Annotated in this window: 16 protein-coding genes and 1 riboswitch; of the genes, 8 read left to right on the forward strand and 8 right to left on the reverse strand. The window is 53.4% G+C overall.

The window, feature by feature from the left end; all coding sequences use genetic code 11:
- The first annotated feature begins 72 nt into the window (after window positions 1–72).
- Window positions 73–546 (forward strand): DinB family protein, encoded by a 474-nt coding sequence (locus tag ACI48J_RS01295; protein WP_326051006.1) that lies wholly within the window; start codon window positions 73–75, stop codon window positions 544–546.
- Window positions 547–573: 27 nt separating this feature from the next.
- Window positions 574–1002 (forward strand): hypothetical protein, encoded by a 429-nt coding sequence (locus ACI48J_RS01300; protein WP_405081331.1) that lies wholly within the window; start codon window positions 574–576, stop codon window positions 1000–1002.
- Window positions 1003–1093: 91 nt separating this feature from the next.
- Here the strand turns inward: ACI48J_RS01300 and ACI48J_RS01305 are convergent, their stop codons facing one another.
- Window positions 1094–1669 (reverse strand): GNAT family N-acetyltransferase, encoded by a 576-nt coding sequence (locus ACI48J_RS01305; RefSeq protein WP_405081332.1) that lies wholly within the window; start codon window positions 1667–1669, stop codon window positions 1094–1096.
- A 235-nt stretch (window positions 1670–1904) separates the two neighbouring features.
- On the opposite strand from ACI48J_RS01305, the gene ACI48J_RS01310 reads away from it, so the two are divergent.
- From ACI48J_RS01310 to ACI48J_RS01325, 4 genes are all read left to right on the forward strand, one after another.
- A complete protein-coding gene (locus ACI48J_RS01310; RefSeq protein WP_405081334.1) occupies window positions 1905–2336 on the forward strand; it encodes a MarR family winged helix-turn-helix transcriptional regulator in 432 nt (143 codons plus the stop codon).
- Between the two features lie 69 nt (window positions 2337–2405).
- The gene (locus ACI48J_RS01315) at window positions 2406–2954 is read left to right on the forward strand and encodes an NADPH-dependent FMN reductase (protein ID WP_405081336.1); all 549 of its coding nucleotides are present in this window, start codon (window positions 2406–2408) and stop codon (window positions 2952–2954) included.
- A 185-nt stretch (window positions 2955–3139) separates the two neighbouring features.
- The gene (locus ACI48J_RS01320) at window positions 3140–3757 is read left to right on the forward strand and encodes an ArsR/SmtB family transcription factor (protein ID WP_405081337.1); all 618 of its coding nucleotides are present in this window, start codon (window positions 3140–3142) and stop codon (window positions 3755–3757) included.
- Window positions 3750–5015, forward strand: a complete 1266-nt coding sequence (locus tag ACI48J_RS01325) for an MFS transporter (RefSeq protein ID WP_405081339.1) — start codon at window positions 3750–3752, stop codon at window positions 5013–5015. The genes ACI48J_RS01320 and ACI48J_RS01325 overlap by 8 nt, the downstream gene beginning before the upstream one ends.
- A gap of 92 nt (window positions 5016–5107) precedes the next feature.
- Here ACI48J_RS01325 and ACI48J_RS01330 read toward each other — a convergent pair whose 3' ends face one another.
- Complete coding sequence (locus tag ACI48J_RS01330) at window positions 5108–5920, reverse strand: DUF6597 domain-containing transcriptional factor (RefSeq protein WP_405081341.1); 813 nt, start codon at window positions 5918–5920, stop codon at window positions 5108–5110.
- Window positions 5921–6065: 145 nt separating this feature from the next.
- On the opposite strand from ACI48J_RS01330, the gene ACI48J_RS01335 reads away from it, so the two are divergent.
- A complete protein-coding gene (locus ACI48J_RS01335; RefSeq protein WP_326051019.1) occupies window positions 6066–6515 on the forward strand; it encodes an SRPBCC domain-containing protein in 450 nt (149 codons plus the stop codon).
- Between the two features lie 215 nt (window positions 6516–6730).
- On the opposite strand, the gene ACI48J_RS01340 is transcribed toward ACI48J_RS01335, so the two are convergent.
- From ACI48J_RS01340 to ACI48J_RS01365, 6 genes are all read right to left on the reverse strand, one after another.
- On the reverse strand, window positions 6731–6952 hold the full coding sequence (locus tag ACI48J_RS01340; RefSeq protein ID WP_009671636.1) for a DUF1540 domain-containing protein: 222 nt from the start codon (window positions 6950–6952) through the stop codon (window positions 6731–6733).
- Window positions 6953–6993: 41 nt separating this feature from the next.
- On the reverse strand, window positions 6994–8385 hold the full coding sequence (locus ACI48J_RS01345) for a cryptochrome/photolyase family protein (RefSeq protein ID WP_405081343.1): 1392 nt from the start codon (window positions 8383–8385) through the stop codon (window positions 6994–6996).
- Between the two features lie 149 nt (window positions 8386–8534).
- Window positions 8535–8999: a C40 family peptidase gene (locus ACI48J_RS01350; RefSeq protein WP_009671580.1), complete on the reverse strand. Its 465-nt coding sequence runs from the start codon at window positions 8997–8999 to the stop codon at window positions 8535–8537.
- Between the two features lie 3 nt (window positions 9000–9002).
- Window positions 9003–9147, reverse strand: a riboswitch (cyclic di-AMP (ydaO/yuaA leader).
- Between the two features lie 177 nt (window positions 9148–9324).
- The gene (locus ACI48J_RS01355; RefSeq protein WP_405081345.1) at window positions 9325–9915 is read right to left on the reverse strand and encodes a SurA N-terminal domain-containing protein; all 591 of its coding nucleotides are present in this window, start codon (window positions 9913–9915) and stop codon (window positions 9325–9327) included.
- A gap of 203 nt (window positions 9916–10118) precedes the next feature.
- Complete coding sequence (locus ACI48J_RS01360; RefSeq protein ID WP_405081346.1) at window positions 10119–10940, reverse strand: hypothetical protein; 822 nt, start codon at window positions 10938–10940, stop codon at window positions 10119–10121.
- A 9-nt stretch (window positions 10941–10949) separates the two neighbouring features.
- Window positions 10950–12977 carry a M1 family metallopeptidase gene (locus tag ACI48J_RS01365; protein WP_405081348.1) on the reverse strand — a complete coding sequence of 676 codons (2028 nt, stop codon included), beginning with the start codon at window positions 12975–12977 and terminating at the stop codon, window positions 10950–10952.
- Between the two features lie 118 nt (window positions 12978–13095).
- Here ACI48J_RS01365 and ACI48J_RS01370 point away from each other — a divergent pair, with 118 nt between their 5' ends.
- A complete protein-coding gene (locus ACI48J_RS01370; protein ID WP_042235230.1) occupies window positions 13096–13602 on the forward strand; it encodes a YwhD family protein in 507 nt (168 codons plus the stop codon).
- Window positions 13603–13891: the final 289 nt, after the last annotated feature.

Consider the following 13891-nt stretch of genomic DNA (forward strand, 5'->3'; position numbering starts at 1 on the left):
TGGTTCTGGCAGTCGTTTGTAGGCTAATCTCGGTGTTGTCAGGCACAACCCAACCATTAGGAGGAATGTACAATGTCACAAGTAAGCATCCAAACCGCAAAAACGGCTCATCAATTGGTTATCGGATCCATTCAAGCGATTCCGGAAGAAATTTACGATATTACGCCCGCAGGATTCAATAATACGGTTCGTTGGAACGCCGGCCATATCGTTACCATGCTGAATTGGTTTCTCTCCGCAGGTCCGGCGTTAAGTACGAAGCTGCCGGAAAGCTATGCCGGCTTATTTATGACCGGAACGAAGCCGTCGGACTGGACCGTCACGCCTCCGTCGAAGTCGGAGCTGATTCAATTTTTATCCGCGCAGCTTGACGATTTGTCCAATCTAGACATCGAGACGTTGAATGCACCTTTGAGCGCACCTTTTGAAATGGGGCCGCTGAGGTTCGAGACGGCAGGCGAGTTGTTTAACTTCGCTTTTATCCACGAAGCCGTGCACTTGGGAATCATTTCTTCACTTGTGAAAGCCGTACAAGCCGATCAATAATCGCCCCGAAAGAAAGAGGTGTGCAAGATGAAACCAAATGAAGCAATAACGCCGACAGGAGAAACTCTCATCCGTAAAGTTTTGCTGACGAACGCCGTTTCGTCCGGAATATTCGGGCTGCTGTTATTGGCCTTTCCCGGGTATGTCGCCGAATGGACGGGACTAGAAAGTAGAACCGCCTTGGTCGGAACCGCGGTTTTTCTACTCTTGTTTGTCGCATTTCTCGTTTGGACCGTATCCAGAAGTATGGTTCCTCCATCGGCGGTGCTTGTCATTGCCGTGATCGACATTCTTTGGGTCGCCGGCAGTGTGCTTCTGCTGGAGGATAAAGGAACTACGGGGATGATGACCGTTTTCGGTATCTCGGTAATTTTTTTGGTTGCTGCGGTAGTTGGCGTATTCGCGATTTTCGAGGTGTTGTATTACTGGCGCAACCGTTACTTCCGAAGAAATTAAGCAATCCGATAAACGGCAGCCTGCCGGGTCTCGGGGGAAATGGAAAGGAGCCGCAAATCTTGCGGCTCTTTTAAGTGCCGAACGTTAATCATCATGGTTTCGAAAGGGTCAACTCCCGTATAATTTCGATGCCGTCCCGGTCTACTTCTTCAAAACCTAATGAAGCATATAAACGGGACGCCCGTTCGTTTTCGGTCCGATGCCCGAGTACGATTTTGTCGCAGCCGTGCTTGTCGTGGATATAACGTACCAACTCCTCCATGCCGGATCGGCCCAAACCTTTATGCTGGAACTTATGATCGATCATATAGGCCATGATCCAGTAGCTCCCATCGTCAGGATCGACGGCGTAGACCGCAAATCCGATTAACTGTTCGCCATTGTACATGGCAAGAGGAGTGAAGCCGCAATAAGCCGACTCTGCAAGCCAATACACAACCGGAACGGGAAATACGTTCTTCTGCTCGTCCGTAACTACAAGCTCGGTGCAGTCATACCAGTTGTTCTCATCAACAGGCTTGAGTTCGACGGTTGGTGAGTAACGTTCACCTATCCGATCACAAGCCCCTAGGGGCTTCTCTTTAAGCTGAACGGCCTGATCCGGTGAGTCAGTGTCCTCCATATCCTCAACGCTGCGGAGGCTCTTTGTGTTTTTGTACCTATTCAAATTATCACTCCTTCAGGTTGTTAAAGGGACTTAAAGGCTTAAGCATGCGGATGATCTGTTCCCCCAGAAACCATCGTCGAACAATTTTTCGCTAGGTTCAAGGTTGAGTTTAGACTAATCCAATTTATCCAAAACCAGTCTGCAGCAATCCCGCTTCCCTTGACATTCCCTCAAGCTTTTAAGATAATAATAATGACATTGTTGTTATATCAACTAATATGAACAGGGTGAAAGAATGGAACGGGACATGGAAGAGCATATCGGTTTGATGATCCATATGGCGGATTTGGAGATTACCAGCTACTTGAAGAAACGGCTGGCTCCCATGCAGCTTGCTCCTGAACAGCATCTGGTAATCGCGCTTCTCATGAGGCAGGAGGGCTTATCGCAGAACGAGATTGCGGAACGCCTCAGCAAAGACAAATCCGGCATTACGCGAATGCTTGCCAGTCTGGAGAGCAAAGGATTTATACGCCGCTCCCCCAGCGCGGGCGACCGCCGCTCGATTGAAGTGTATTTGACCGATGAAGGACGGGCGCTCCGTAAAAGCGTGGAAGAGATCAGCAGCCATATGAAACAGCATCTCAGAGCAGGCTTTACGGCTGAAGAGACGGCCGAGCTGAAGAGGCTTCTTACAAAGGTCCGCGAGAATGTGTGTAAGCGGTAGCATGCCGCTCGCTCCTGTTTATCTTTTAGTTGATATAGCAACTAAAATTACATATCGGAGGGTTCGCTTATGAAAATCGCAGCAGTTATCGGAAGCAACCGCAAAAACTCATATAACCTGAAGCTTGCGGAGTATGTGCAGAAGACCTTCAAAGACCGACTCGACGTGGAAATCGTCCGCGTAAACGATCTGCCGGTTTACAACGAAGATATCGAGCTGAATCCGGACCAGTCGGTGCTGGATATCCGCGGCAAAATCGCGGGCGCCGATGCCGTGCTTTGGGTTACGCCCGAGTATAACTACTCGATCCCCGGCGTGCTGAAAAATGCCCTGGACTGGCTGTCGCGCGGTGACCGGGTGATGATCGGCAAGCCATCCTGGATCATGGGCGCTTCGATGGGGCTTCTTGGCACCGTGCGGGCCCAAGAGCATTTGCGGGATATTTTGTTCTCGCCGGGAGTTTCTTCCGTGCTTCTTCCGGGCAATGAAGTGTACGTAGGCCTTGTCCATGAAAAAATCGATAAAGACGGCAACCTGCATCACGAGCCTACCATTGAGTTCCTGAATGTCGTTGTGAATAATTTCATTAACTGGCACGGCAAGCTGCACAAAAATTAATTCGGAAGCCGGCATTATCCCCGATCCGAGTATGGAAGGATCTTCTCTCTAAAAGGCTGCATGAGGTACGCAAAGTATCCCCATGCGGCCTTTCTTTTTCCGGAATCGCCCTTGACAGGAGAGAAGATTATTTGGTAAGTTCTTGTTGTCAATAAAAACTGACAAGTCAAATGGAGCTGACATGTATGGAAAAACAAAATGGCATTATGGTGTTAACGAATCTCGAACAGTTGAAATCTTTGAGCGATCCGCTGCGTATCGAAATTCTGTGCCTGCTGGTGGAGGAGGCGAGATCGGGACAGCAGCTTTCCCAGCAGATGGGGGAATCGCGGTCGAAAGTCCACTACCACCTGCAGGATCTGGAGAAGAACGGCCTGATTCGGCTGGTGGAGGAAAACCGCAAGGGGAACATGACCCAGAAGCTGTATCGGGCCGTGGCGAAAAGCTATATTCCGTCTACGGAGCTGCTATCCTTTCACCATGAATACGGGGAGAGCCGCCGGCTGATGACGCTATCCACTCTGGACCGGGCCAAGAGCCGTGCCCTGGCGGCTCCGGAGAGCGCCTTCCTGACGGATTCCGAAGACCACAGGAAGTGGCATCGCATAGCCAGTCAGACTGAGGTGAACATTCCGAAGGAAAAGTTTAAGAAATGGGTCGCGAAGTATCACGATCTGATCCAGGAACTGAACCGGATGGCGGAAGAAGAGGTTTCGGAAGAGGAGATGGAAACTTTTTATCTGATGACGGTAGCGTTCCAGATCGATGAGCCGTATTTCAAAGGGGAGCAGGAAGATGAGTAGCTTGGAGGCACGAATTCGGGCGGAGCGAATGCCCGGTCCGGCATCGTCGCTCTTCCGGGAAAGGGCATTCGCGATGCTGTGGCTGTCCACGATCTTCTCCGGCCTTGCCCTGAACATGTTCTATTTCGCGGAAGCCTGGTACGTGGTGAACGTCTTGAACATGGAGGCTTCCCTGGGCGTCATTTATCTAATCGGGACGCTGCCCCGCGTCTTGTTCATGGCGATCGGGGGCGTGCTGGCGGACCGGATCAGCCCGTCGAAGATTATGTTCGTGTCGACGATAACCAAATCGGCGCTGCTCGCCGTCTTGGTTCTGGTTCTGGTGGAGGGCGGGGGACTCGGATTGGGAGCCCTGACCGCTTTCGCGCTGCTGTTCGGCATACTGGACGGGTTCTTTTGGCCCGCTTCGGGCTCCATCGTCCCGTCCATCGTCTCCAAGGAGGAGCTGACGAGGGCCAACTCCATTATCCAGACGACGAATCAGTCCACCTCGATATTCGGGCCGATGATCAGCGGTTTTGTCATCGTCGCTCTCCGGTACGAAGGGATCTTCGGCCTGATTACCGTGCTGCTGGTGCTGGGAGCCCTATTCGCGCTGCTTGTCCGCGTGCGGAAATCCCCATCGCCGGACACGAAAGCGGTACGGATTCCGATGCTGACCAGCGTCAAGGAAGGGGTTGGCTACGTCCGTCAGGCCCCCGTATTGAAGGCGTTTGTGCTGAAAACGCTGTTTTTGAATCTGTTTTTTACCGGTCCCTTTGCAATCGGCATCCCGGTTTTCGTCAAACACGTTCTGCACGGGGAGACACTCGATTTCAGTATGCTGCAATCTTTCCTGGCGGGAGGAATGCTGGTCAGCTCGATTGTGCTGGGCATTCTCAACTTGAAACGCCGGAGAGGCTTGATCAGCGTACTGGCCCAGTTAGGCCTGTCGTTCAGCTTTCTCGCGCTGAGCATGGCCGGCACACTGTGGACCGGAGCAGTGTTCGCCGTTTGCATGGGAATCTCGATGGGAATCTCGAACATCTGCGCCACTTCCGTGATCCAGAATCATGCCGACAAAGCATATATCGGTCGTGTGATGAGTATTCAGACCATGTCTTCCATGGGACTTACGCCTATTTCATACGGTTTGACTTCATTGCTTCTCAGCGTTGGCGTGGGAATACAGAACATTGTGATGGGCGGCGCTCTTCTTCTGCTCGCCTTTACCTTCTGGCTGATCGTTAAAATCCCGTCTTTACGGAAAGCGGACTAAGACTAATTTCAGAAAGCGGCCTCACTGAATTGCAGAGTGCTTCCAAACGCTAATCGGCGGGCCGTTCCATTTTTTTATGCGGCTCTGCCGATCTAACCTTGTTTACTGCGCACGTACTCCTCCGGAGATTTGCCGATAACCGTTTTGAAATCTTTAATTAGATGAGCCTGGTCGTAATAGCCCAGGTCTACCGCGAGCTTCGACCAGTCCGGCGATTCTCCCTCATCCGCCGATACGGCGGCATCCTGCAGGCGGTATCTCTTGATGACCCATTTCGGGCTGACGCCGACATACTGGCTGAACATCCGCTGCATCGTTCTTGCGGAGATGCCGAACCTGGCTCCAACGTCCTCAACCCGGTTGATTTCCCTGTGCGCCGCAATATAATCGATCACCGAATTGACGATTTCGATTTGTTCGTCAGCCGTCGGCCGCTCTCTAATGAAGAAGTCATCCGCGAAGCGGACCTTCTCATCCTCGTCCGGTTCGGAGAAAAGAGTCTCTTCCAGCGGAAGGCAGCTTCTGCCGAAAACCTCCCGGAAGGGCAGGCTGCGGTTGACCAGCTCCGAAGCCGGCCGCCGGTAAAACGGATAAAACCCGCCCGGCCGGAACAAAACGCCGAAGACTTCTCCTATACCCTCGAGAAGCTGCGACGTTTTCCCCTTATTCGTCCCGTAGATCCGCGTGTTGTCTTTTTCGAACACCAGATTAAAGCAGGGAGGCTGGAGCACCTCCTGGGTATGGGAAGGAAGTCCTCTCAAGTCCCAATGAATCAGCCAGTAATGCCGGATAAAAAAAGCCAGCTCGGGAGCGGGCAATCTTCGGGAAATGGTGAACTTTTGCCGGCCCTTTTCGTAATTCAAAATGCCTTTGTTGACGACGACCGGGTTCTCCTCGGGTTTCATGCGGAGCCGCCTCCGTTCCAGATGAAGTCTTAGGGAAGATGTCGCTTTTTTACAATCGCTTTGCGCCGTGGCCCTGTAAAGTTGATGGTAGCAAAACGGCCAAGCTATCACAAGACGCCGACACTAGGCTAGGGAGGAATTTTCAATGGATCTCACGTATCATTTTTATATCGACGGCAGCCCGGAGCAGGTGTGGGAAGTTTTCGTAACGCCGGAAAAAACCCGTAAAATCTTTTTCGACTGTGTGATCGATTCTTCTTATGTCCCCGGTGAATCTATCCGATTTATCGGACCCGGCAATGACGGCGAGCAGACCGTCCACATTTACGGAGAAGTGCTGGAATACGAGCCGAACCGCATCCTGAGTTACATCGAACATCCGGGACCTTCCTACTATCCGAATCATGCGGAGATCACCACGAGGGTAACCGTTAAGCTGGAGCCGTTCGCCGGCTGCACCAAGCTGACGCTGATCAACGATCAGTGGGTCGAAAATCATCCTTCTTACGAAAAGGCGGATCCCGCATGGTGGATGCTGCTGAGCGCCATCAAAACGTTTGTGGAGACCGGTAAAAAACTGGATCTCGGCTGGTAAGGCGGATAAGGGCGGGTTTCCGTATTGAACCATCCTGCATGAGTAAGCGAAGCGTTTCCACACAAAAAAAAGCCGGGCAGGCTGAAGTCTGCGCGGCTTTTAACCGCCCGCTGATCTCAGCGGGATTATTTTTGTAAGCCGACAGCAGGGGAGCTCTACGGCTCCTCTGCTGTCGGCATTTTCATTTTTTAATGAAATGAAACGTTTGATTGAAATTAGTGATGATGACGTTCTTCGAAAGTTTGACAGCAGGTATCGGTGATGCCCTCGGCGGAATCCTGATGTCCGGAATCGTAAGGCAGACCGTCCCGTTCTTGCGGTTGCGGCTTGTTCGAATGAGCGTTTACTTCGATCATAATAACTTCCGCACTGCAGTTATTGCCCTGCTCCCAGTATTCGCAGTTGGCAATGCTGCATTTCACCATTGGATTTTCCATGTTTATCACCTCGTACTTCTATTTACCCGAAGAACGGAGCTTTAAACAGGGGGAGAGTCATCCGGAGAAAATCCGTCCGGACCCGCACCGGCATCAGGTTTAGCCTCCGCCAGCATGTGCTTGTAAATCTCGATCGCTGCCGCGCGGGAGCTCTTCAGATCGACAATCGCATCCGCCTGCGGCTTGTGAATTTCCTTATCGCTCAGATGAGCGATATGGGGAAGCCACCGCCGGATGTACATGCCCGTCGGATCATGCGTCTCCGACTGCGTGACGGGGTTCATGACGCGGAAGTACGGAGACGCGTCGAAGCCGAGGGAAGCGCTCCACAGCCAGCCGCCCCGGTTGAGCACGTTGTCGTAATCGGCGAGCTTGCGCCGGAAATACCGTTCACCTAGCGTGAAGGGGCAGCGCAGGTTCTTGGTCAGGAACATGGCCGTCACCATCCGCAGCCGGTTCGGCATGTGCCCCGTGGCGTTCAGCTCCGCCATGGCCGCATCCACGACCGGAATGCCGGTCTGCCCCCGGCACCACCGCTCGAAGAGCGTGTCCTCCAGGCCGGAGAAATCGAATTTCTTCTCGTAGACGAAGAAATCCGGGTTATAGACGGCCTGGTACAGGTAGAAGTCGCGCCACGCCAGCTGGCGCGTCCAGGCTTCGTGCCGCTCGCTGCCGAGAGCGGCTTCATACGCCCGGCGCACGGAGAGCGCGCCGGTGTTCAGGTGGCGGCTGATCCCGCTGGTCGTCTCGAAGGCGTACCGGTCTCTTTGCGCTTCATAAGCGCGGAGACCTCCTTCGAGAAAACCGCTCAGAGCCTGAGCGGGATCAGGTGCCGTGCCTGCCGCTTCCGGGTCAAGCGGAAGCGGAAACCGGGCGGACCGGGCTTTGCGGTCCGGCAGCGGCCGTGTCTGTAAATCGCGCACGGTGATGGCCGAAGACGGCCGGAAAAAAAGGTGCATGTATGCGTTCCATTTTTTATAAAAAGGGGTGAATACCTGGTAAGGGGCGCTGCGCTCCGCGAAGTGCTGAAAGTCTCCGAAATCGGCGAGCGTATGGTCGATCAGCGTGGTCACCGGAACGTCGCGGGCGGAAGCTGAAACCTTCAGTTTGCGGTCACGTACTAATGCGTAGGGCGTAACGTCGCCGTGCAGGACGATTTCTTCAATGGGCAGCTCGGCCAGCAGTCGATCGACCACGGCATGAGGCTCGCCGGCAAGCACTTCCAGATGAGCGCCCGCTTTCCGGTATTCGCGGATGAGCCTGGAGACGTGACGGAGGAAGTTGACTCCGCTGTGTTCCCGGTCCCGGCCGTCGCGCAGCAGGAAGGGGTCCAGAATCAGGACATGCAGGCTTGGACGCCCCAAGCTGTGAATGTAATCAAATGCAGTCATGTCGTCAATCCGCAGATCTTTGCGATGAATAAAAAGGATCATAATGAAGGGACGCTCCTTGCTTTTTCGTCTAACTTCATAGTAACAGGAAATCCGGCGCAAATGAAAAGAAGCCCGGCAAGCCAGGCGGCAACCTGGATTACGGGGCTCCCTTTCGGGTATATGCTGCGTTCCATTACGAGTGCGTCTTACTAGTCTGCAGTGATCTTGTTAAAAAGGTCATCGCCGATAACGCGGCGTGCAGAAACGTATCGTTTCGCATAGTAAGATTCGCTCAAGTCACTCTTTGTAACACCTTTGTTCGTAGCGGAGTGGGCGAACTTGTTGTTCCCGATGTAAATACCTACATGGGAGATGCCTTTTCCGTCGGTGTTAAAAAATACAAGGTCACCCGGTCTCAGATCGCTTTTTGCAACCGAGGATCCTTGGCCGTTCTGTGCTTTTGAAGTGCGTGCCAGATCAATGCCGAACCGGTCGAATACGTAGGACGTGAAGCCCGAGCAATCAAAACCGCTGGTCGATGTGCCCGAATACTTGTAAGGCGTCCCTACCAATCCGTCAATCGTGGAGCTGAGCGTCGACTTCGCGGATGCGCTGCCGATTTCCACACTCAAAAACAGGGTCAAGCTCAAAACAAACAACAAGACTTTCTTCAACTGTGTTGCTCCTTCCTGTGCCTACGAGGTTAGCTGGAGGGTTCGGTAGAAGGTCCCCTATGATCCCTTTGTTGCAAGATCAATTCACCCAGAGTGGATCCCCCGTTCTCTTCCTTTCGTCTAAGAAGAAATTCGGCAATCTTTTTCTGTTCGACACTAAATATTCGCCATAGGTCCAGAAATTCCTTCCAAAAAACTAAAAATAGTTACAAAAAAGTTTCAAAAGCAGTTATTTAGTCGGATTTCAGGGCAAAAAATAGATCAAAAAACCCGCCTTCTTGTATAAAAAGGGCGGGTTTTCCATGTCTTTCAGCTTAGAGGCAATCTAAATTTTCGGCTGATCCGGAAACTTCACGCGCAGCCCCGGTTTCGTTTCGGCAAGCAGTTTTTCCTGCAGGGCGTTGAGGTCTTCCTGCGTTTTCAGCTCGCCTTTTTTGACGAGGTACTCGATCGTCTTTTGCTGGAGGAGATACTTGGCGTACTGGTTGACGGTTTTGGGATCGGTCCAGTAGGTTGCTTCGGTCAAGCCGGCGCTTTTGTAGAGCATCTCCTTCAACTGAGCCGCTTCGGGACCGGCCGCTTCCAGCGCTTTGCGCTGCTGGTCGATTGCCTGCTTCACTTCGGCTTCTTTGACTTTCACTCCGCGCTTCTGGCCGTAACGGACGAAGAGCTCGTCCTTAAGCATCAGATCGAGAAGCTGGTCGTTGGTCAAATTGTTTTGAGCGCCCTGCATTTGAAAGGCCAGGTCGACCTCGGCCTTCATTTTGTCGAATGCCTGGTTGGAGATGCGGACGTCGTGACCGATCGCCACAACCTCTTTGGCTTTAACGTCGGACTGTCCGTAAAAGAACGACCCGGCGGCGACACAAAGGCCAATTACTGCCGCCACGACGGTGCTTGTCCGTGGGGATATCATCGGTAATGCCTCCTTTTATCTTCTATCTTTCCATGATAGCTGAAAAAAACGCAAATGGAAACTAAAAACCCCCTGGCCGGTGAACGGCAGGGGGAGACGGATACCGCGCCGGAACAATCCGGAACGAGAACGGTTAGGAAGAGGGGCGGCGTGTGTGACTCGTCTGTCTTGCCGCCCGGCTTACGGCAGAAAAAGGGGCCTTTCTAGGTGCGGTAGCTTTCCCAGATTTCACGCTGCGCGGCGATGGACCACATTTTGACAAAGGTGCGGACTAAAGGGTAGATCTGGTGAATAATGAGGGCCGTCAGGCCTGCCCATATATAGGATGCATAAGTCGCCGCGACGGCAAGAAGGAAGCCGAGCAGGACGAGCAGCAGGGCATTGCCTGCGATCCGTAAACCCTGGCGGAACACGACCGGAAGCACCGAGAGAAGTCCCCGCCGATCCTCGGAGGCCCGGCCGAACTGCAGGAACAGGAAGAGAAGCTGAATAAGCAGGGCATACACGGCATAGAGAGCCGCCCAGGGAAGCATGGACAGAAGGAGCTGCTCGAATCCGTAGGCTTTGTTGAACAAAGCAAGCGCTTTGGGGGCCAGCCAGTAGAGCGGCGCAAGCATTAAGACCGTTTGAAGGAGATAATAGAGGAAGAAGGGCAGCAGCAGCTCGCGAATTCCTTTCATAAACCGGTAGCCCGCATTCATCTGCCGGTGTTCCAGGGAGTACAGCACGCCGGCGTTCAGCATGGGGCTGATCAGCATCCGGACGGCCAGCAGGATGAGAAGCCATTCGAGATACGGTTGAATGAGATCCGTTTTTACAAGCCGGAACTGGCTTTCCATCAAGAACAAATGAACGGCGCTCTGGGGCTGATCGCTGGCCGGATAACGGTGGAGCAGGGGAACGATAATGGATTGGACCCATTTATAAAGCAGAATCCCCCAGGCAAACTGGTACACATACAGCAGGCAAACGGCGAACGGCTGCTTGAGGGCGGCCGTCAAGCCTTGTCGAAGATAGCGGAGCATCTCATCACCTCACCAGGCTACAGTATCGAACAGCGTTTCCAGCAGTTTGACGACGCCGAGGGTCCAGCGGATTCTCCACGTGGTGTCGACTTCGGTTTTCATGTAGTTGTTGATATGCCGGTTTTCGAGCTTCATGGTGTATTTGGGATCCAGGGAAACCCAATCCACCGGGGATTTATGAGTCAGCTTGTATTCGATCTGCTCGCCCTGTCCGTCCCAGACCTTCTCTGTCGTCGAACCGTCGGCAAAATGGAACCGGATCGGCACAGCCGGTACAGTGCCTCCGAACTTGCGGATCAGCACGCTGCTTTCGTACAACGTCTGTCCCGACTCGTCCGCCTGGCGGATGCGGATGCTATCGACCGCATAGTCGGTCATCATGCTGCCGTATACATACTGATCGAAAAACTCCGTCCATTTCGTCTTGGTGATTTCCTCCACGACCGTTTGAAAATCGCGGGTTCCCGGGTGCTTGAATTTCCAGCGCTGGAAGTAGGTTTTCATAATGCGGTCCATCGTGTTCAGCCCGACCCGGTGCTCGATTTCCTTGAGAACCAGTTTGGCGCGGGTATACACGTTGTCGGCGTACTCGCCGTGGCTGCGGTAACCCCACGCATTTTTCTGCAGCGCGGCCGGAGAGGTAATATAGCTGGCTTCGACCGGAAGGTTGGGCTTCGACCCGTATTCCAGTTCCATCAGCTTATCCTCGGTGTAGGAAGTGAACCCTTCGTCCAGCCAGGCTTCCTCGAACTCGTTGGTGGCGACGAGTCCGTACCAGAACTGGTGGCCGATCTCATGGACGACGACCCGCTCGAGTTCCAGGTCGGGCGTCCCCCCGGAGGCTCCCCAAGCGGTAACGAGCGTGGGATATTCCATGCCGCCCGCCCCGTTAGCCTCTTCCGGAGGCACGACAACGGATAAGGTGGAGTACGGATACGTACCATACCACTGGGAGTACCGGCTCAGCGCTTTTTTGGCGGCGATCATATAGCGGGACTTGTACGGCTCATGCTTGGGATCCAGGTACAGCTTGATCTTGACCCCCGGCAAATTGGGAGCGGCATAGGGCTCTTCAAACACCTTGAAGTTGGGCGAAGCGGACCAGGCGAAATCGTGCACGTCATCCGCGTAAAACTGATAGGTTTTCTTGCCGGCTTCGACGACCGGATTTTTGGTCGGAAAACCGGTGGCGGCCACGATGTAATCCGCCGGGACTTTCACACGGACATCGAAAATGCCGAAATCCGCATAAAACTCCGAATTGCCGTGGTACTGGTGCAGGTTCCATCCTTCCGCGGTCCGTCCCCGGGTGCCGGCAGGCTCGTACACGGCAAGCTTGGGAAACCACTGTCCCGCCATAACGAAATCTTTCGTTATGCCCATGCGGGCGAACACTTGCGGAAGCTTGACCGCAAAATCCGTATGCAGCGTAATGGCGGCTCCTGCGGCGACAGGCTTCGGAAGCGTAATCTTGATCAGCGTCCGGTCGTCGGGGTTGCCGTCATCGGGCTGGACGAACTGCATGGCGGAGCTGAGATCGGTTTCGTCCTCGGTTTTGATGCTGCGCAGTTCCATATCACCGAAGCTGCCTTTTTTGGCTTCGTCTCCCCGCAGCTTGCCGCCGGATTCCTTCATAAAAGTCGTCTTCTCCGATGCGAAGGCATTCGGATAAAGATGCATGTACAGTTCCTGCACAGGCTGACTGCCCGGGTTTTTCCAGGTGACGGTCTGCTGGCCGAGGAGCTTCTGGTTTTCCGGGCTGTATTCCACATTGATGTGATATTCGACGATGCGCTTGCTGAGAGGCTGGTGGACAATTTCTCCTGCCGCCGGCGGCTGACCGATTGAAGAAGAAGGTTCCGCATTCACCGGGGAGACTGGATTCTGAGCGGTTCCGGACAGAACGGCCCGGCTTGTCTGGCCCGTCCTTTCTTCAGGGGAAGAAAGGAGCGAGTTGGCGAGGAAAGCTGCGCCCAGGAACGCGGCGGCTGCGGATACGAGCCAGGCTTTTTTTCGGTTGGCCATCTTTACTTTCATGATTTTCACCCCGTTGACAAGCATCTACAGCATGTATATGTTTGCATTCCGGGGATTATTAGCTAAAATAAATGAAGAAGAGCAGAATTATTTTTCTAGGAAAGCGTAGGTGCCTTTCATGGATTCCCATAAAGAAGAACCGAAGAAAAAACCGGCGGCGCTGAATATCGTCAGCACGAAGGTGAATCACAAAGGATTCGGAGCGGGTTCGATCGATCTGAGCAACGTATCCAGCCTTATCCTGGACGGAGACGAAGCTTATCTCGACATGGGCGCGCTGCACGCGAAGAGCCAGGTGGAGAAGCGGATTAAATTCTCGACGAACAAAGAAGACGTCCCGGACGGACGCCGCTGCTGGATCGTATGGGTGGCCGTGGACCGCTCCCCGGAAGGAACTTCCTACGGCGGAGTGACGGCTTGCGAGATGCTGATCGATACCGAAGCCCGCAAAGGGTGGAAAATTCTCGCCGATCACGTGAACCGGATGGACGCCGCCATGAAGCGCAAGATCATGGTAGAAGGTCTGGATGAAACGGAAAAATCCGCGCTGCGCAAGGCTTTGATCGAACATAACGAGGAATGGTGGAACCACTCTTCCGAGGAGCTTAAACAGGCGCTTGCCTAGCCTTGGGGAAAATGTGTACAAATTGTGTCATGGATTGTGAGTCCCAGGGGAAGCGGGTATACTAACACTAGTGTATGTTACACTCATATACTAGGACAGCAAAAAGGCAGACTAAGGACGCTTAGTTCTGCCTTTTTGCGTTGGAGATAAATGACTGCTCGCCCGATTATTTCCTGTAAAAGGGCTTTTGCCGCTTGGAGAAGCTTCAATAAAAGAACCTGTTTCAAGCCTCGAAAGAAGCTGAGCACAAATCGTGACCGGCCGGTATTAATCAGTCCGGTTGGAAAAC

The organism is Paenibacillus chitinolyticus (genome assembly GCF_045038035.1).
GTDB lineage: Bacteria > Bacillota > Bacilli > Paenibacillales > NBRC-103111 > Paenibacillus_F > Paenibacillus_F chitinolyticus_A.